This window comes from Clostridium sp. AM34-9AC (genome assembly GCF_003480225.1).
GTDB lineage: Bacteria > Bacillota > Clostridia > Lachnospirales > Lachnospiraceae > Acetatifactor > Acetatifactor acetigignens.
The window spans coordinates 20743-37301 of sequence record NZ_QUIU01000002.1; the positions used below are offsets into that span (position 1 = coordinate 20743).

Consider the following 16559-nt stretch of genomic DNA (forward strand, 5'->3'; position numbering starts at 1 on the left):
TATGGACTCTGAATATGAAAAAATTCAATTAAATAAAATCACACATTCGGTAAGAGCGTCCCAAGCGGTTCTTCAATACGGAGTCGGCGCAATGGTTGACTTCCCGGAGCAGACGTTAATGACTGCCGCACCTGAAACATGGGAAGGAAATGTGGTTGAGATACATGATGAACGATTGGAAAAAGTGCTTCATGTTGATTTCTTTGGGATGCCGGGAAGCAAGGATGACGGAAGATATCAGAGCGGTATTGCATATGCAAGATTTCCGGAGTGGTATTTTTGTCCTCGTTGTAGATCTTTTAAACCCCTGAAAGATTGGATACAGGAATATAATGCCAGCCCCAAATGTAAAAAGTTGAATGCAAATGATCCCTATATGGTTAAAAATTTAAAATGTCCATCGTGTTTTCAAGAGTTGGTGGTAGCACGTATCATAGTTGCCTGCGGACACGGACACATTGATGATTTCCCTTGGATAAAGTGGGTTCATGCCAAAAATCTTTTCGGAGCAAAAAAAATCTGTGAAAATCCAAGACTTAGGTTTACAACAAGTGCTTCATCGACAGAGGGATTGGAAGGCCTAACAATTACATGTGAAAATTGTCATGCAAGAGCAACACTTAAGGGAGCATTTGATAAAAATGCGTTAGCGAATCTTGATAAGGCTACAGGATATGAATATGGGTTTGCGTGTACAGGACGGCATCCCTGGAAGAATACAAAAGAATTTTGTGAAGAATATCCGCATGTTTTGCAGCGTGGTGGATCTTCGGTATATTTTCCGATGATTGTCAGTTCGCTGGTGATTCCGCCTTACTCGAGTCAATTGACAGCGAAAATACAGAAAAGTGTTTTTTTCTCCGACTTAAAAAAGGCAATAACCGAATCGATAAAAACATTATCCGATATGGGGATTGAAACTTCACAGGAAATGAAAGAAAAAGTCATTTCACAGAAGATCAGTGAATATGCCTCAAAAATAGGGCGAGATATAGGACAAACAGAAGATGCTGTAAAACCTATACTGATGAGAAGATGGAGTAACACAGCTGATGATAACTACACTACCACAGGTGTTAAATACAGAGCAGAAGAGTATGAAGCATTAAGCGGAGAAGTGGTACAAGAGGATAAAAACGGAGAATTCATACGTGAAGCTACATATGTGGAACAATTTGGTTTGCCGTGTGTAAAAAATATATCTTTGATTCACAAGGTAAGAGAAGTTCAAGCTTTAGTAGGTTTTTCGAGACTGGAACCATTGGACGATGATAATTCGAATAATGGCGGAAAAATTAAGAAGGTTTTGATAAAAGAGGATAGTACGAATTGGTATCCCGGATATGATGTTCGCGGTGAAGGTATTTTTATAGAGTTGGATGAGGATGTCATTGATGCATGGAGAACAAATAATATCGGAGTACAACGTCGTGTTGATCATCTTAATGAAAATTATGCTAAATCGTATTATGGAGATATTCGCCCCAGAACTATATCTGCTAAATTCCTTTTGTTACATACACTGTCTCATTTGCTAATGAAACAACTGAGTTTTGAATGCGGATATAGTATAGCATCAATTAAAGAAAGAATCTATTGCAGTGAGGCCTCAGAAGGGAAAAATATGTCAGGTATTTTGATTTATACGGCAAGTGGTGACTCAGAGGGAACTATGGGAGGACTCGTCCGGCAAGGAAGACCAGATACATTTCCTACAATTTTTAAGAGAGCTATAGAAAGTGCTATGACTTGCTCGAATGATCCAGTGTGTAGTTTAAGTATGGGACAGGGACGAGATTCTCTCAATTTGTCTGCTTGTTATGCCTGTACTCTCGTGCCTGAAACAAGTTGTGAGGAATTTAATGTGTTTTTAGACAGAGGAGTAATAGTTGGAACTTACGAAGAACCGGAAATAGGGTTTTTCTCACACTATATTTATCAAAAAGAAAATGCGACAGTGTTAAAAAAGGGGGATGAAGAAAAAAACGAGAGAAAGAATCAGCTTCTTATAACTGAAGTGGGAATGGATATGAAAAATGTAGATTATACCGATGTATGGAGGAATATGCTTCAGTTTTCTTTGAATAAGCATGAAAAAGAAGTGATTAAAGAAATGATTTCCAAAGCAGAAGAGTATCAGAACAGTGAAAAGCCATATCAAGCAGGAACTTTTCAAGTGTTGGGAGACTCGAACTACTATAATGTCGACCTGTATTGGCCCAAAACTAAAATAATGATATTTGGAGCTGAGAATGATGAAGAGTATACTATAGCAGCAAAAAGCGAGTGGAAGTGTTATTATTTGGGCTCCGAGGATGTTAATGCTGATAGTATATTGTCTGCGTTGAAGGAGAAATGATATGGCAATAATGATACCGGAAATGCCGAGAGATTATGATCCGGTCAGTTTGGAAGGAGCTATGTTTGATGCACTGAAGAAATTACCGGAAGATTATTATATTGTACATTCTTTTAAGAATGTATATGTAGAAGAAAATGTACTTCATGAGGGGGAGGCAGATTTTGTTATTTTCAACCCAACAAAGGGGTTGCTATGTATAGAAGCTAAAGCGGGCGCTGTAAATTATGAGGACGGATATTGGAAATATGCAAGTGGTCATATTATGAAACACGGAGGCCCTTATAATCAGGCAGCAGGAAATAAGTGGGATTTATTGAATACTGTACAAAACAGTGCATTAAAAGATATTGTCCCGAGATGTAAGTTTTTACATGCAGTTTGGTTTCCATCAATTTCAAAAGAAAAAATGCGTGGTATTAAATTCCCCAAAGAAGCAGATCGGCAGATTACACTTACTATGGAAGCACTGGAAAATCCGGAACCTTATATTAGTGCGATATTTGCTATTGAGCTTGAAAATCATATTAAGACAGACTTAAGCAGCCAAGATGTAAGACGCATTATCAGAGAGATTATATGTCCGGAGTTTAACATTTTTCCATCTAAAAGTTTTGACAGTGATTTAAAGAAAATTGTTTTTCATAGATTGCTAAAAGAACAAGAAGGACTGTTAAATTATTTGGTTGAGCAAAAAACAGCGGTTATTAACGGCGCAGCGGGAACGGGAAAAACAATGATTGCTGTTGAAAAAGCAACTCGACATGCAGTTAACGGAGAGAGAGTTTTATTCCTTTGCTACAATGTTATGCTTAGAAATTATTTGGATCGTGAATATCATCATGATATGATAGATTATATGACAATAGATAAATTTGCATGCAAAATTGGGAAGACAGAAGAGCCGAATTACCAAATTGCGGAAGAAAGAGTTTTGGATATGTACATTTCAGGTGCATTCCCATATAGACATGTGATCGTAGACGAAGGTCAGGATTTTGGACGTGAGGAAATAGAGGAAGCTAATTTGCTTCAAACAATTCACGATGCTGTTGTTGATAATGATGAGGTAGAAGGCACGTTTTATGTATTTTATGATCGACTACAACTTATTCAGGCCTCTCGAATTCCGAAGTATATTAGTGAAGCCGATTGCAAACTAACATTATATAAGAATTGCAGAAATACAGAAAATATTGCGATAACATCATTGAAACCGATATCACAGAGAACTCCTAAACTGTATGACGGGGCAATAAAAGGTGTACCGGCAAGAATTCATTTTAGAAAAGATTCACAGGAAGCTACAGAGAGAATCGCAACACTAATAGATGAATTAAAGAATGAAGGTATTACAGACGTTGTCATTTTGACTTGTAAAAGTGAGTTTAAGAGTATCCTTAATGAGAACAGTGATAATGGTACTTTCAAGAAAAAAGTTTTTACAACATGTAGAAAATTTAAGGGTTTGGAGGCGGATGCAATTATTCTTATAGATGTCGATGAGGATACTTTTGGCAGTGAGGCTGTTCAGCGTTTTTATGTTGGCGCTTCACGAGCCAGACTTCGCCTGGAAATAGTAACGACAATGACAGATGAAAACTGTGAGAAAGTTCTTCGTGAAGTGGTTGATTATAAAAAGAAGATCAAAAATTCAAAAAGAGAGCTGGCATTAGCGTTTAATGCAATGCCGATTATAGAGTGAAATCAGTTGCAGAGATGACGACAGGCTGTTTTTTCAGAATGAAAAACAGCCTGAGGTTTGCCGTAAAGTATTGCCTCAAGGGAGAATAAAGCAGTATGAAAACCATCCGCGTAGTCGCAGCCGTAATCTGCGATTCCATAGAGCACAAAACAAAAATATTTTCCACCGCAAGAGGTTATGGAGAATTTAAAGGTGGCTGGGAATTTCCCGGCGGTAAAATCGAAGCCGGGGAGACTTCACAGCAGGCAGTTATTAGAGAAATCAAAGAGGAACTGGATGCTATGGTCAGGGTCGGTGATCTGATAGACACCATAGAGTACGATTACCCGGCATTCCATTTGTCCATGGATTGTTTCTGGTGTGAGGTTGCGTCGGGAGAACTGAAGCTTCTTGAGGCGGAAGCCGCCAGGTGGCTGATGAAGGAAGAACTGGATTCCGTACAGTGGCTTCCGGCGGATGTGACACTGATTGATAAGATCAAAAGCTGTATGTCTTGAGGATAAGAAAAACTATTTATGACCAACGAAGAATTTCAACGTAGTAAAAGTTTTGAAGAGAATCTGAAAGAATGGAATCTGTTATCTCTGGAAGAGATGGGGGAATCTGTTAAGGAGGGTTCTCTTTATGTGATTGGCAACGGATTTGATATGCTGCATGGCGTCAGATCCAGTTATTACGATTTCAGCAGGACTCTGGGAAAGAGAAGTTCTGTTCGGTTTTATCTGGAAAAATATTTGAAAACCGATGACCTGTGGGCGGATTTTGAAGGGGCATTGGGGAAGATCAACATAGAGGCTATGTGCCAGCCGTACATCATTGATAATTTTCTGGACATAAACGGGGCATACGATGAGGATGCAGGTGCGGCCGAGATCTATATGTCCGCAGAAATGGCGGTGGAGCCGATCATTTCCATGTCGACGGAATTAATGGACCGGTTTCGCAAATGGATCGGCAGTCTGCATACCAATACGATTGACAGGCCGCTGTGCAATGTGATCAAAGACGGGAAAGTATTAAATTTTAATTATACGGAATTCGTGGAAGATTTGTATGGCGCAGATGCCGGGAATATTTGCTATATCCATGGCTGCCGGAAGAAGACTGACAGGGGACGGCAAAGGTTGATTCTGGGGCATATTCCGGGAGCCAATGATGCGGCCTATGAATTTGAAGATGATTACTCTGCAATCGATAATCTGGATGAGCATGCCCAGCTATTATACGATGTGCAGCAGATCGCTTTGCAGATGGTTGTGGAGGCTGATGATACATTGACGAAAAAATGTAAGGAGATCATTCAGAGCAATCAGCCTTTTTTTGATGGATTAGCGGATATCCGGCAGATAGTCACCATAGGGCATTCGCTGTATCCGGTGGACTGGGATTATTTTGCAGAGATCATAAAGTGTAATAAAGACAGGAACCGGATGCAATGGTTCTTTGGCTGTTATGGAAATGGAGATCTGGAGCGGGTACAGACTTTTATCAATACCTTTGGGATAAATAAAGATCAAGTCGCAATTTTTCGGACGGATACGATTCCTGTAACATTATTGGCGGATAATAAGAGGGAAAAGTCCAAGGCAAATGTTAAGCATCGGAAGGTATTGGCTTCCTCTGAGGATGGAAGGTGGCAGGTTGTCCGCGAGGGCAGGAAGGTCAATATTATTGATAGAACAGCAAACAGTTGCAGCTGTTCCAGAATGTTTTTGACATACATGAGCGGGGCTGTTTTTGATTGCAGCGGTATGGTGTTACTTTTGGTGGCAAGAGGACTGGGGGCCGGGGTATTTTTGTTTCGGTTCGCCAACGGAGAGTGGCAATATAGAGGGGAATTGGAACCCATTCCACATCAGGGAGTGATTACCAAACGCTTGCAAAAAATATTGCTGAGGGACAACCGGCTGATTTTCGTATATAACAGCAGAATCCGAAAATATGATGTCGAAACGGGGAAACTGGTATATAATAAGGCCGTAAGGCATGCTTTCGAGTCAGAAGGCGAAGATTTGACACAAAAGTTTAAAGGGATATACAGAACAGGGTTTTATTAAGTTTTTCTGGAATAAAAGTGTGAATTTCAGGAGTATGGAGATGGCATTATGACCCACGAACAATTTGAACAGGCAGCTCAATATTGGAACAAGAAGGAAAAGATCACCATGCCGGAGAAGGCACTGAAGCAGGCGGTAGAAAAATATATTCACGAGAACAACACCTGTGCGCTTGCCACGGGAAGCGGTGATTATGTCAGGTGCACGCCGATAGAGTATAGTTACCACGATGAGAAATTCTGGATATTTTCCGAAGGCGGCGAGAAATTCATAGGTCTGGAGAAGAATGCAAATGTAAGTCTGGCCATTTTTGACAAGTATGATGGATTTGGTAATCTGGAAAGCCTGCAGATCATGGGCCGGGCAGAGATCATAGAACCGTTTTCAGACAGCTACAATGCCCACGCGGAATACAAGAAGATTCCACTGGAGGCACTGAAAAAATTAGAGCATCCCATGAACCTGATCTGCGTGACACCGGCCAGGATAGATGCGCTGTTTTCTGATTTGAAAAAGGACGGATACAGTATCAGACAGACATTAGAGTTTGAGAAAAATAACATAATCGAGCGGAGGTATACAAAGTGAGTATATTTGAGCACGACAAAGAAAAAGAAGAAAAGAAGTTCCGCAAGGCTGAACGGGAGTGTGGACGGGAAAAGGGTTTACAACAGGGGTTACAGGAAGGTCTAAAGGAAGGTCTAAAGGAAGGGCTGCAGCAGGGACGCATGGAGGAGAGAAAGTCACTGCTGGCATTGATTGCAAAAATGAGTGCCGGAGGAGATGCGGACCAGATTGCAACGCTGTATGATCCGGAAGTAATGAATGCAATGCAGGAGAAGTATGGAATAAGATAGCAGGAGATTCAAATGAACATACAGATTTTTGGCACAAAAAAGTGTAACGACACCAAGAAGGCCGAGCGTTTTTTCAAGGAGCGCGGCATCAAATATCAGTTCATAGATATGAAAGAAAAAGGCATGAGCAAGGGAGAGTTTACTTCTGTTGCACAGGCTAATGGCGGTCTTGAAAATATGATTAACTGGGATGGAAAAGACCAGGATATACTTGCTCTTATTAAGTATATTGCAGATGAAGATAAACTGGAAAAGGTACTGGATAATCCGCAGGTAATTAAAACACCGGTAGTAAGAAATGGAAAGCAATCTACACTTGGATATCAGCCTGATGTATGGAAGGGATGGAATTAATGGTAAAGAAGATAATGCATGATCCGCTGTTTCTGGCACAGAAGTCGGTGGATGCAACAGAGGCAGATAAACAGATTGTGACAGATTTGCTTGATACACTTAAGGCAAATTTAGAATACTGTGTTGGTATGGCTGCCAATATGATTGGAGTAAAAAAGAATATCATTGTAGTAGCAGCCGGACCATTTCAGTTTGCAATGATAAATCCGATAATAACAAAGAAATCCGGAGAATATCAGACTGAGGAAGGATGTCTTTCTCTGGAAGGTGTAAGACCATGTACGAGATATCAGGAAATAGAAGTGGACTATCTTGATCAGAACTTTAAGAAACAACATGGAAAGTATTCTGGCTGGACAGCCCAGATCATCCAGCATGAAGTAGATCATTGTTGTGGTGTGGTGATATAACATTGGCAAGTCAGGTATGGAAGTTCATCACACACAATGATTGGAATAACTCCTGTAAACTTTACCTGAAACAGTATTTCTTTCCATGCAGTATGCTAATATTATCCTACAGCAAGGAGAGAGCAAGAGAGCCCATAGGATGAGGAACAAAAATGCAGGTACGTGAAGTGATTTGTCCTTCCTGCAGCCATCGTTTCATGTGGATGGATGTCGAAGAGGGACCGACGATCAAAAAATACCGGTCTGTAGAGACCGGAGAGACATTCCATACGGCAGTATGCCCTCAGTGCGGGAAACGCGTGATATTGTTACCGGACAGGATACGCGCAGTGTTGCCCGGAACGGAAGATAACCTGGAAATGATGTGGGAGAGAGGACTATGAAATTATGGCTGGATGACCTTCGCCCGGTGCCCTACGGGTACGAAGGTGCAAGATCGGTAAACGAGGCAAAACAGTTGATCCTGGAAGCGGAGCACAATGGGATCGAAATAGAGGCTCTGGATCTGGATCATGATCTGGGAGATTATGCGGATCAGGGCGGCGATGCCATCCGGCTGCTGGACTGTGCTGGGCGAAGGATAAAACCTTTGAGTATTATTGTAAAAATTTTGCGGAGAAGCCCTACACGATTCTGTGGGTATAGGGGAACCATGAGAATTATGATATGATCGGGGAATATCCGCTGGAAGAATGGCATGGCGGGAAAGCTGGTGGCCCCAGGAGCTGCCGACAGAGGGAGAACTGCAGGAGGGCCTGCGCAATCTGGAACGATATCACTACGAGGTAGATTATGTGATCACACACTGCTGTGCCAGCACGTTGCAGGACTTGATCAATGCCGGGACGGGACGCTCCTGTGCTCCGGATCTGCTGACGGACTATCTGGGGACTTTGGAACAGAAGCTGCATTACAGGCATTGGTATTTCGGCCATTATCACCGGGACTGTCAGCCGGATGACAAGCACACGCTGGTATACTATGCGATACTGCCGCTGGAACAGAAGGAAAGTGCAGTTGCAGTGCCGGTACCGGGACAGACAGAAGGAGAAACGAATCATGGCAAGAGATGAGAATGTAAAAATTTTTCAGGATACAGAAGAAAGGGTAAAGAAAGATCCCGGACTGCAGGAGGCAGTGAAGTATTCCGTGGCGGAGCAGGTGCTGATCCCGGAGATGATGGAAGTCACGGACCTGATGCCGGAGCTTGCACAGAATCGTGACAGATATGAGAAGGATGCGGAAATCATAGTGTCGAAGAAGCGAAGCTATGAGGCAGCTGCCGGGTATCCGGGAGAAAGGGTATGTGTTCACAATTTTGCATCAGCGACGAATCCCGGAGGTGGTGTGACCAAGGGAAGCTCTGCCCAGGAGGAATGCCTGTGCCGTTGTTCTACGTTGTATTTTTGCCTGAACACGAAGGAAATGTGGGCTGGATTTTATTCTCCCCACAGATATGCACAGGATCCGATCCACAATGATGACTGCATCTATACGCCGGAAGTCATTGTATTCAAATCCGATACTGCGTCACCGTCACCGCTTCCGGAAAAAGACTGGTACTCCGTTAATGTGATCACCTGTGCAGCACCGAATCTGCGTCTGCTCCCGGCCAATGGGATGAATCCCGGAGACGGTAATAAGACCGTGAAGATGACGAGAGCGCAGCAACAGGCTCTGCATGAGAAACGTCTGACCAGGATCCTGGATGTGGCTGTGGCGGGAGGCAATGAAGTGGTTATTCTGGGAGCGTTCGGATGCGGAGCTTTTGAGAATGATCCGGAGGCTGTGGCAGCTGCGTTTTCCAATGTGATCGCTCGTTACAGAAAATGTTTTAAAATCATAGAACTGGCCATTTATTGTTCCCCCAGGGATGAGCAAAATTACAATATTTTCAAACATGAGATATCCACGAGACTGTGTTGACAAATGACAAGAAAACTAGTACCATGGTACTAGATAGTACGTTGGATATTGAGGAAAGTAATGGAGAAGGAACAGGGAAAGCTTATTATAATTGTATCAGTCGTATTTGCCATGGTGCTTCTGTGCATGATCTGCACCTCAGACAGTGTGCCGGAGGTAAAGTCATTGCAGGAATGTACGCCGGAAGCAGTCAGCGTCTTGGATGACGGCAGGGAGCTGTACGATTTTATATTGGATCAAAACGATGATGAGACGAACTCGATCGTGTTTTATTCGGCACATCAGGAGATTGCGGTGTATGCAGATGGGAAGCTGATCTACCGGCTGGATGCTGTGCCCGGCATATGGGGAAATACTCCGGGCTGGACCTGGAATATTGTCAGGTTTTCATGTAATGTGAGCAGCTTGCAGGTACAGTTCACCCCCTGTTATCCGGAAGCGGCAGGTCAGCAGAAGACGTTTTATATCGGTGGCGGCTATAATATTTATCGTGGGGTGATGCGCCGGGCAATGCCTGCCTTTCTCATCAGCATGATGGTGATACTGATAGGATTGTATATTAGTATTTATTGGATCGTTATCCGCTGCGGCAGCCGGATCGACGGAACCTTATTGTATCTGGGTATTTTTTCAATCCTGCTGGGAACATGGTCGGCCAATGAGACGGATGTGGCAACGCTGCTCCTGGCCAACAGGCAGGGATGCTCTTATCTGGCATTTGCTACGCTCATGCTGTTGCCGATGTCCTTTATCCTGTTTGTGAAGAGCTTCCTGGAGATTAGGGATGACCGGTTTTGTAGAATTATCTGTAATGCTAATCTGGCATTGATCGTCCTGACGCATATACTGAATGCAACAGAGATATATGAGTTCCGGAGAAGCCTGTGGATGACGCATGCGTTGATCATTCTGACGATTCTATACCTGCTGGTGGTCATCTGTAGCAAAATTGCCAGAAGGCAGCTGGATCAGAGGCTGAAGGCATGTGTAGGGGCACTGCTGCTTGTATTTTTTGCTACCATTGTAGATGTGAGTGGTTATTATAAAACCAGCAATGATGTAGGTGTCTTTGGCAGAATCTCTTTCTTGATCTTTATTGTGGTGCTGGGAATAGAATCCGCCAGACAGACGGTTGCCCGGCTGAAAAAAGGTCGCAGGGTGGAGGAGCTGGAACAGTTTGCCCTGAATGATTCCATGACCGGCATGTACAATCGAAATGCTTATGATTATTTTGTGAAAAATGAGAAGGATTTTGAAGGGTATGTCATAGTGACCTTTGACCTGAATAATCTTAAGCAGTGTAACGATCAATATGGCCATAGGGCAGGGGATGAGTATATTATCAACGCGGCACATATCATAGAGGACAATTTTGAACGCTATGGGAAATGTTATCGCATTGGCGGAGATGAATTCTGCTGTATCATTCCGAAGGGAAGATATTTTAAGATAGAACGTGTGATGCATAAGATCGATCAGGATGTAGAGATCTTGAATCATAAGAACATCATTCCCGTTCCTGTGGGAATTGCCTATGGGTATGCTGTATTCACGGCGGATGATACGGATCCGGAGAAGGTGCGTGAGCGTGCAGATGAGGATATGTACCGGAATAAGAAGGCGATGAAGCAGTCCTGACCAGAGAATCTACTCAATTGTTAACCATATTATAAAAAGGTTGACAATTGAAAAACACCATGCTATTCTAACAGAGGTTTTTACAAAAGACATCTGACAGAAAGGCATGGTTTTTTATTATGACAACACAGACAACAACTCGTAGCAAGACTTATGACATGGTGTACATTGCGGTATTTGCGGTTCTGATCGCAATCTGCTCCTGGATCTCCATCCCGATGACGGTTCCTTTTACATTACAGACCTTCGCAGTATTCCTGGCAGTCGGCGTACTGGGTGGTAAGAGAGGAAGCCTTGCGGTATTGATCTATATTTTACTGGGTGCGGTAGGTATTCCTGTATTCGCTGGGTTCTCCGGTGGTATCGGTGTTCTGCTGGGCAACACCGGCGGTTACATTATCGGATTTTTATTCTCCGCACTGCTGATGTGGCTGGTCGAGAAGCTGTTCGGACGTAAGACATGGGTGCTTGGTGTGTCCATGGTACTGGGTCTGATCGTGTGCTATGCTATCGGAACGGTGTGGTTCATGGTTGTATATGCGCAGAATTCCGGAGCTGTCGGTCTGGCTACCGTACTGGGTTGGTGTGTAATTCCTTTCATCATTCCGGATCTGGTGAAGATCGCACTGGCACTGACTCTGAGCAAGAGACTGTCTAAGGCTCTGAAGCTGAACGGACAGGAATAAAGGATACACTGGATATGGAAGTGACAACAACTTACCGGATCCGTCCGCATCACGGCATGTGTCTGTATTTTTTCGAAGGGAAAGGATACAGTGAAGGGTTCACTAAGCATATGGCGGAGGTGAAGGAATGGCTTCTGGGGAAAAACGGACCGGCATCCCTGCAGCTGGTCGGAGCGACGGATGAAATCTGCAGCGCCTGCCCCCATAATAAGGGTGGCAGCTGCGAGTCTGCGGAGAAGGTAGACCGGTATGATGCGGGTGTATTGAAATACACCGGATTAAAGGCAGGCCAGGAAATGACTTTTGCGGAATTTGAGCGGATCGTGGAAGAAAAAATTCTGCAGCCGGGATATGGCAAGGTCATCTGCGGAGACTGCCAGTGGAGAGATATCTGCCACAAATAGCCTGAATAGGATAAAAAAGCGCACCTCCCCTTAGGTGCGCTTTTTTAGTGCGTCTATAGCCGCACTGTTATCTCACGAAGAGATAAGCCGTATATGCAACATACAGAAGCACGCACACAGCCCCCTCACTGCGGGTCATGCGTCTGCCGGTACGGGCGAATACGAAGAGCAGAATGGCACTGCCAAGGAGCAGTACAGTGTCGATGACGGACTCTCCGAGGACATGCAGAGGGCTGATCACCGCGGACATTCCGAGGATAAACAGGATGTTGAACAGGTTGGAGCCGATGGCATTGCCCAGCGCCAGCCCGCTGTCTCCCTTTTTCGTGGCAACGATGGAGGTCACCAGCTCCGGCAGGGAGGTGCCGATGGCGATAATGGTCAGTCCGATGAAATTCTGGCTGACACCAAAATTCGTAGCGATGATACAGGCTTTATCCACGACGAGATCACCGCCGAAGATAACGGCAGCCAGACCTCCGGCAATATACAAAAGGCTGCGGGGCAGGGAGAGAATCTTGCCGGGTTCGCCCTCTTCTCTGTTTTTCCGGGCAGAATAGATCATAAATCCCAGATATACGATCATGCCCAGCAACAGGACAGCGCCTTCAATCCGGCTTAAGCTGCCATCTAAAAACATCAGACATAATACGACAGTTATCAGGATATTTAACGGCATATCCCGCTTCAGGATCTCTCCGTGGGGCATAAAGCTGTGCAGAAATGCACAGATACCCACGACCACCAGCCCGTTGAAGATATTCGAGCCGACGACGTTACTGATGGCGATATCATTACTGCCAGCCAGTGCGGCATTGATGCTGACGGAGGCCTCCGGAGCACTGGTGCCCATGGCGACGATGGTCAGACCGATGATGACGCTGGGGACCTTCAGGATCCCTGCCAGGGAGGAGCTTCCCTCCACGAAAAAGTCTGCACCTTTGATCAGAAGTATAAATCCTACGAGTAACAATATGTATTCCATAAGCTGTCCTTTCCTGCGGCATAGCGTCTGTATTCCTAGAAAAAAGTATAAAAATAGAGACTTTTACCGCATCAAAAATGATCGATAAAAGTCTCGTTGCTTACAATAATAACCGGTCCGACGGACGTGATGACGATTATCATTCCGGACAGCTTCATGTATCATTCAGTTACCATTCTAGGTTACCATTCTATCAGAAACCATCCGGGAACTACTCCCTCTTAACTGTGCCCTCATTCTACAAAAAAGGACAAGCACTGTCAACAGACTTTGTAAATCTTGACATTATTTTAACACGAACTCCACCTTCACGGGATCATGGTCGGAGTAAGAATAGCCGGTGTTTACATTCTCATAGGACAGGCACTCGATATTGTCGGAGATAATGAATCCGTCCAAAGTTACGGTATAAGTTACACCGGGGACATATTCCATATCCGCGTTTCTGGCACTGTTCCAGAGCGCTGCCTGCTCCTCTGTACTTAACAGATCCAGGCAGAAAGCAAAATGCTCCGGCAGTTCCGTTCTCGGAAAAGGAAATGCCCAGGACTCACAGCTCTCCGTATCCTCTTCGGAAGCCTTCAGGTCGTGGTTAAAGTCGCCGCCGCAGAGCACGTAATTGCCGGCTTCGTATTCTTTTGCCATATCATTGCACAGCATCTCAATCTGTCCCTTGCGGATCTCATCGCTGTTGCCGTAGGCAGACATATGCAGATTAAAGATCACCAGCTCTCTGCCATTGTCCACAGGGATCCGGGAGACGCTGTAGCAACGGTCCAGATCGAAGAACTTGCTGAAGGAAGTGGAGATGGGGAAGCTTCTGCGCAGGGCGGAAGACACCGGATATTTCGAGAACAGTCCGAGTCCTGCTCTGCTGCTGCCGTGGGGCTGTGTAAACGGATAGAACAGGAAGGCGGAATCATAATTCTGCGCAAATACAGTAGTATATTCCGGCAGAAGGCTGCGCAGCATCTCGTACTCATCCGTATGATAGCTTCTGGTGGCATCCAGATCGATCTCCTGGATCAGCGCAAAATCCGGGTCTAATGACTTCACCAGTTCTCCCGCACCGTTTATGGCATACTGTACGGTCTCCGGGCTCTCCGCCCAGGAGGAGGTACCGCCATCCATGAAGAAGCTGTAATCCGGCAGATACGCACCAAAGCCGATGTTGTAGGTCACTGCGGAATATTCCGTATCCGTAGCCAGCACCGCAGCCGCACCTGTGGTGGTATCGTCGACCGGTGCCTCCACCACCAGTTCCTGATTGTCCTCGATCCTGTAATAACTGGCATAGAGGTAGACGATGTAAGCCAACAGTGCGAGGATGAGGATCCCCAGCACGATACACATGGTTTTTAATAACGTTTTACATAAATTTTTCTTTTTCATATCCTTATTTTAACAAGCCTTGCGGGAAATGGCAAATGTTAAAATTTCTATGAGAAATAGGCACTCGCATGCCGTTTTTGTATTTAATGATGTCGGGGTCAAAAGCCCCCGACTTTGATGCCTACGAATGGGACTTGTACCTGTCATTATAGTGAATAATGTTTAAGTAATGTTGTAATAATGTTTATATAATGTCATATATTATTTAAAATCCTTATCCTACTGTATCATAGGCAGAAATGCAAGTAAATTTTCACCTATGATGTAATTGTAATGTTGTTGTAATGTTTAGTAATGTTTGATATAGTTATGCCAAGAACATTATTATATGGAGGAGATTCATGAAAATCAAAGAGCTATATCCAGATGTTATTACAGAAGATACAAGTTATGAATATAAAGCAGTATTGAATCCGGATAATCCCATTAAATGGGCAAAAACTCTTATTGGATATGCAAATGATAAAGGAGGAACCTTATTTATAGGTGTATCAAACGATGGGGAGGCCTTTGGAATTGATCTTGAAGAAGTTGATAAAACAAAACTATTAATTTCAAGGATTAATGATAGACATATTTTTCCACACATTAAGATTTCATATATGATGAGAAGTGTGGATTCTAATGCGGAACATTTTGTATTAGCTGTTAAAGTTGCTCCTGCAGATTCTGTAATAAGATATAGAGAAGGAGATTACAATGAAACAGTTTTTATAAAGGGAGATGGAAATGCGACTCCTGCAACACCGGAAGAAATTATTTCACTTTCAAAGAGAAAATATGGTGTAGATAATGAGACAAGCGAGGTGGCATATACTGATAATCAGTGGTCAGAATACCTTAATCTTTGTAAGGAATACAGACAAGATAAATCTGCTCCAACAATGAAAGAATTGCAGAACGAAGAAATAGTTTCAAAAGATGGGTATGCAAAATCAGGATTTATAATGTTTTCAGACAACTATAATGAAGATGATACAATGATATGCTGCCGTTTATGGAAAGGGAAAAACAAGACAGGTATTGTTTTAGATAGCAGCAGATTAAGAGGTTCTATTGCAAACGTATTTGAGAATGCATTAAACTTTATTGAACGAAACACCAAAACAGGCTGGGTAAAAACAGAAAAGGGTGGACGGGATGAAATCAGATCGTATCCTAAGGAAGCTGTAAGAGAGGCATTGGTAAATGCCATTGCCCATAGGGATTATTCTATTTCGGGAACACAGATTGATGTTGATATCTATTCAGACAGAATTGAAATAGTTTCACCAGGGTCATGGTTACTGCCAAAAGATTACAATGCATATCCAGCCGGTTCTATACCGTCTATCAGAAGAAATGCCATCATAGCAGCTTGTCTGGATGTGGCAAATCTGATGGAGAGAGGTGGAACTGGTTTTCAAACCATGATGGAATCTTACAAGTCCAGTCCAGATGAATTACAGCCGGTAGTATCTATATATCCCGGATTTTTGAATTTGAGATTATATGACAGATTATTTAGAGATGAGGCTATAGAACTGGATTTAGAAAACCTTACAGATGCGGAAAAAGTTATGGCTATTCTTAAGATGGAAGGACCAAAGCCTATAAAGGAACTACAGATGTCTCTTAACTATCGGAGTAGAAGTCAATTCTTAAATGAAGTTATAAATCCGCTTATGAAATCAGGGGAGATATATAGGGATGGTAAGCCAAAATCACCAACGGCACTTATTAAAATCAAAAAATAAAAGAAAGATATAATTTGTCAGCGAAACAGGGCTGCAAATACTGATTTTGA

General features: G+C 43.4%; 18 protein-coding genes. 16 read left to right on the plus strand and 2 right to left on the minus strand.

Annotated features, from left to right (window positions below; genetic code table 11):
• Position 1: 1 nt before the first annotated feature.
• The 15 genes from DW835_RS01170 to DW835_RS01240 all read left to right on the plus strand — a co-directional run bounded on the left by DW835_RS01170 (position 2) and on the right by DW835_RS01240 (position 12396).
• Positions 2 to 2359: a DUF1998 domain-containing protein gene (locus DW835_RS01170; protein WP_118730512.1), complete on the plus strand. Its 2358-nt coding sequence runs from the start codon at positions 2 to 4 to the stop codon at positions 2357 to 2359.
• A gap of 1 nt (position 2360) precedes the next feature.
• Positions 2361 to 4064, plus strand: coding sequence for an ATP-binding domain-containing protein (locus DW835_RS01175; protein ID WP_118730513.1), 1704 nt, complete (start codon positions 2361 to 2363; stop codon positions 4062 to 4064).
• Positions 4065 to 4159: 95 nt separating this feature from the next.
• A complete protein-coding gene (locus DW835_RS01180) occupies positions 4160 to 4561 on the plus strand; it encodes a (deoxy)nucleoside triphosphate pyrophosphohydrolase (RefSeq protein WP_118730514.1) in 402 nt (133 codons plus the stop codon).
• Positions 4562 to 4579: 18 nt separating this feature from the next.
• On the plus strand, positions 4580 to 6121 hold the full coding sequence (locus tag DW835_RS01185; RefSeq protein WP_118730515.1) for a bacteriophage abortive infection AbiH family protein: 1542 nt from the start codon (positions 4580 to 4582) through the stop codon (positions 6119 to 6121).
• 48 nt (positions 6122 to 6169) lie between these two features.
• Positions 6170 to 6709, plus strand: a complete 540-nt coding sequence (locus tag DW835_RS01190) for a pyridoxamine 5'-phosphate oxidase family protein (RefSeq protein WP_118730516.1) — start codon at positions 6170 to 6172, stop codon at positions 6707 to 6709.
• Positions 6706 to 6978 carry a hypothetical protein gene (locus DW835_RS01195; RefSeq protein ID WP_118730517.1) on the plus strand — a complete coding sequence of 91 codons (273 nt, stop codon included), beginning with the start codon at positions 6706 to 6708 and terminating at the stop codon, positions 6976 to 6978. Before DW835_RS01190 ends, DW835_RS01195 begins: the two co-directional genes overlap by 4 nt.
• Before the next feature lie 12 nt (positions 6979 to 6990).
• On the plus strand, positions 6991 to 7332 hold the full coding sequence (locus DW835_RS01200; protein ID WP_118730518.1) for an arsenate reductase family protein: 342 nt from the start codon (positions 6991 to 6993) through the stop codon (positions 7330 to 7332).
• Positions 7332 to 7742, plus strand: a complete 411-nt coding sequence (locus tag DW835_RS01205) for a peptide deformylase (RefSeq protein ID WP_118730519.1) — start codon at positions 7332 to 7334, stop codon at positions 7740 to 7742. The genes DW835_RS01200 and DW835_RS01205 overlap by 1 nt, the downstream gene beginning before the upstream one ends.
• A gap of 152 nt (positions 7743 to 7894) precedes the next feature.
• On the plus strand, positions 7895 to 8125 hold the full coding sequence (locus DW835_RS01210; protein WP_022312946.1) for a hypothetical protein: 231 nt from the start codon (positions 7895 to 7897) through the stop codon (positions 8123 to 8125).
• Complete coding sequence (locus DW835_RS01215; RefSeq protein WP_118730520.1) at positions 8122 to 8412, plus strand: cyclic-phosphate processing receiver domain-containing protein; 291 nt, start codon at positions 8122 to 8124, stop codon at positions 8410 to 8412. The genes DW835_RS01210 and DW835_RS01215 overlap by 4 nt, the downstream gene beginning before the upstream one ends.
• Before the next feature lie 22 nt (positions 8413 to 8434).
• Positions 8435 to 8815, plus strand: a complete 381-nt coding sequence (locus DW835_RS01220; RefSeq protein WP_118730521.1) for a hypothetical protein — start codon at positions 8435 to 8437, stop codon at positions 8813 to 8815.
• Positions 8802 to 9668: a TIGR02452 family protein gene (locus tag DW835_RS01225; protein ID WP_118730522.1), complete on the plus strand. Its 867-nt coding sequence runs from the start codon at positions 8802 to 8804 to the stop codon at positions 9666 to 9668. Before DW835_RS01220 ends, DW835_RS01225 begins: the two co-directional genes overlap by 14 nt.
• Before the next feature lie 60 nt (positions 9669 to 9728).
• Positions 9729 to 11306 carry a GGDEF domain-containing protein gene (locus tag DW835_RS01230; protein WP_118730523.1) on the plus strand — a complete coding sequence of 526 codons (1578 nt, stop codon included), beginning with the start codon at positions 9729 to 9731 and terminating at the stop codon, positions 11304 to 11306.
• A 119-nt stretch (positions 11307 to 11425) separates the two neighbouring features.
• Positions 11426 to 11992 carry a biotin transporter BioY gene (locus DW835_RS01235; protein ID WP_118730524.1) on the plus strand — a complete coding sequence of 189 codons (567 nt, stop codon included), beginning with the start codon at positions 11426 to 11428 and terminating at the stop codon, positions 11990 to 11992.
• 14 nt (positions 11993 to 12006) lie between these two features.
• Positions 12007 to 12396 carry a DUF1284 domain-containing protein gene (locus DW835_RS01240; RefSeq protein ID WP_022312953.1) on the plus strand — a complete coding sequence of 130 codons (390 nt, stop codon included), beginning with the start codon at positions 12007 to 12009 and terminating at the stop codon, positions 12394 to 12396.
• 67 nt (positions 12397 to 12463) lie between these two features.
• Here DW835_RS01240 and DW835_RS01245 read toward each other — a convergent pair whose 3' ends face one another.
• Positions 12464 to 13381 (minus strand): calcium/sodium antiporter, encoded by a 918-nt coding sequence (locus tag DW835_RS01245; RefSeq protein WP_118730525.1) that lies wholly within the window; start codon positions 13379 to 13381, stop codon positions 12464 to 12466.
• Between the two features lie 285 nt (positions 13382 to 13666).
• A complete protein-coding gene (locus DW835_RS01250; protein ID WP_118730526.1) occupies positions 13667 to 14773 on the minus strand; it encodes an endonuclease/exonuclease/phosphatase family protein in 1107 nt (368 codons plus the stop codon).
• Positions 14774 to 15114: 341 nt separating this feature from the next.
• On the opposite strand from DW835_RS01250, the gene DW835_RS01255 reads away from it, so the two are divergent.
• The gene (locus tag DW835_RS01255; RefSeq protein ID WP_118730527.1) at positions 15115 to 16509 is read left to right on the plus strand and encodes an ATP-binding protein; all 1395 of its coding nucleotides are present in this window, start codon (positions 15115 to 15117) and stop codon (positions 16507 to 16509) included.
• The last annotated feature ends 50 nt before the right edge of the window (positions 16510 to 16559 follow it).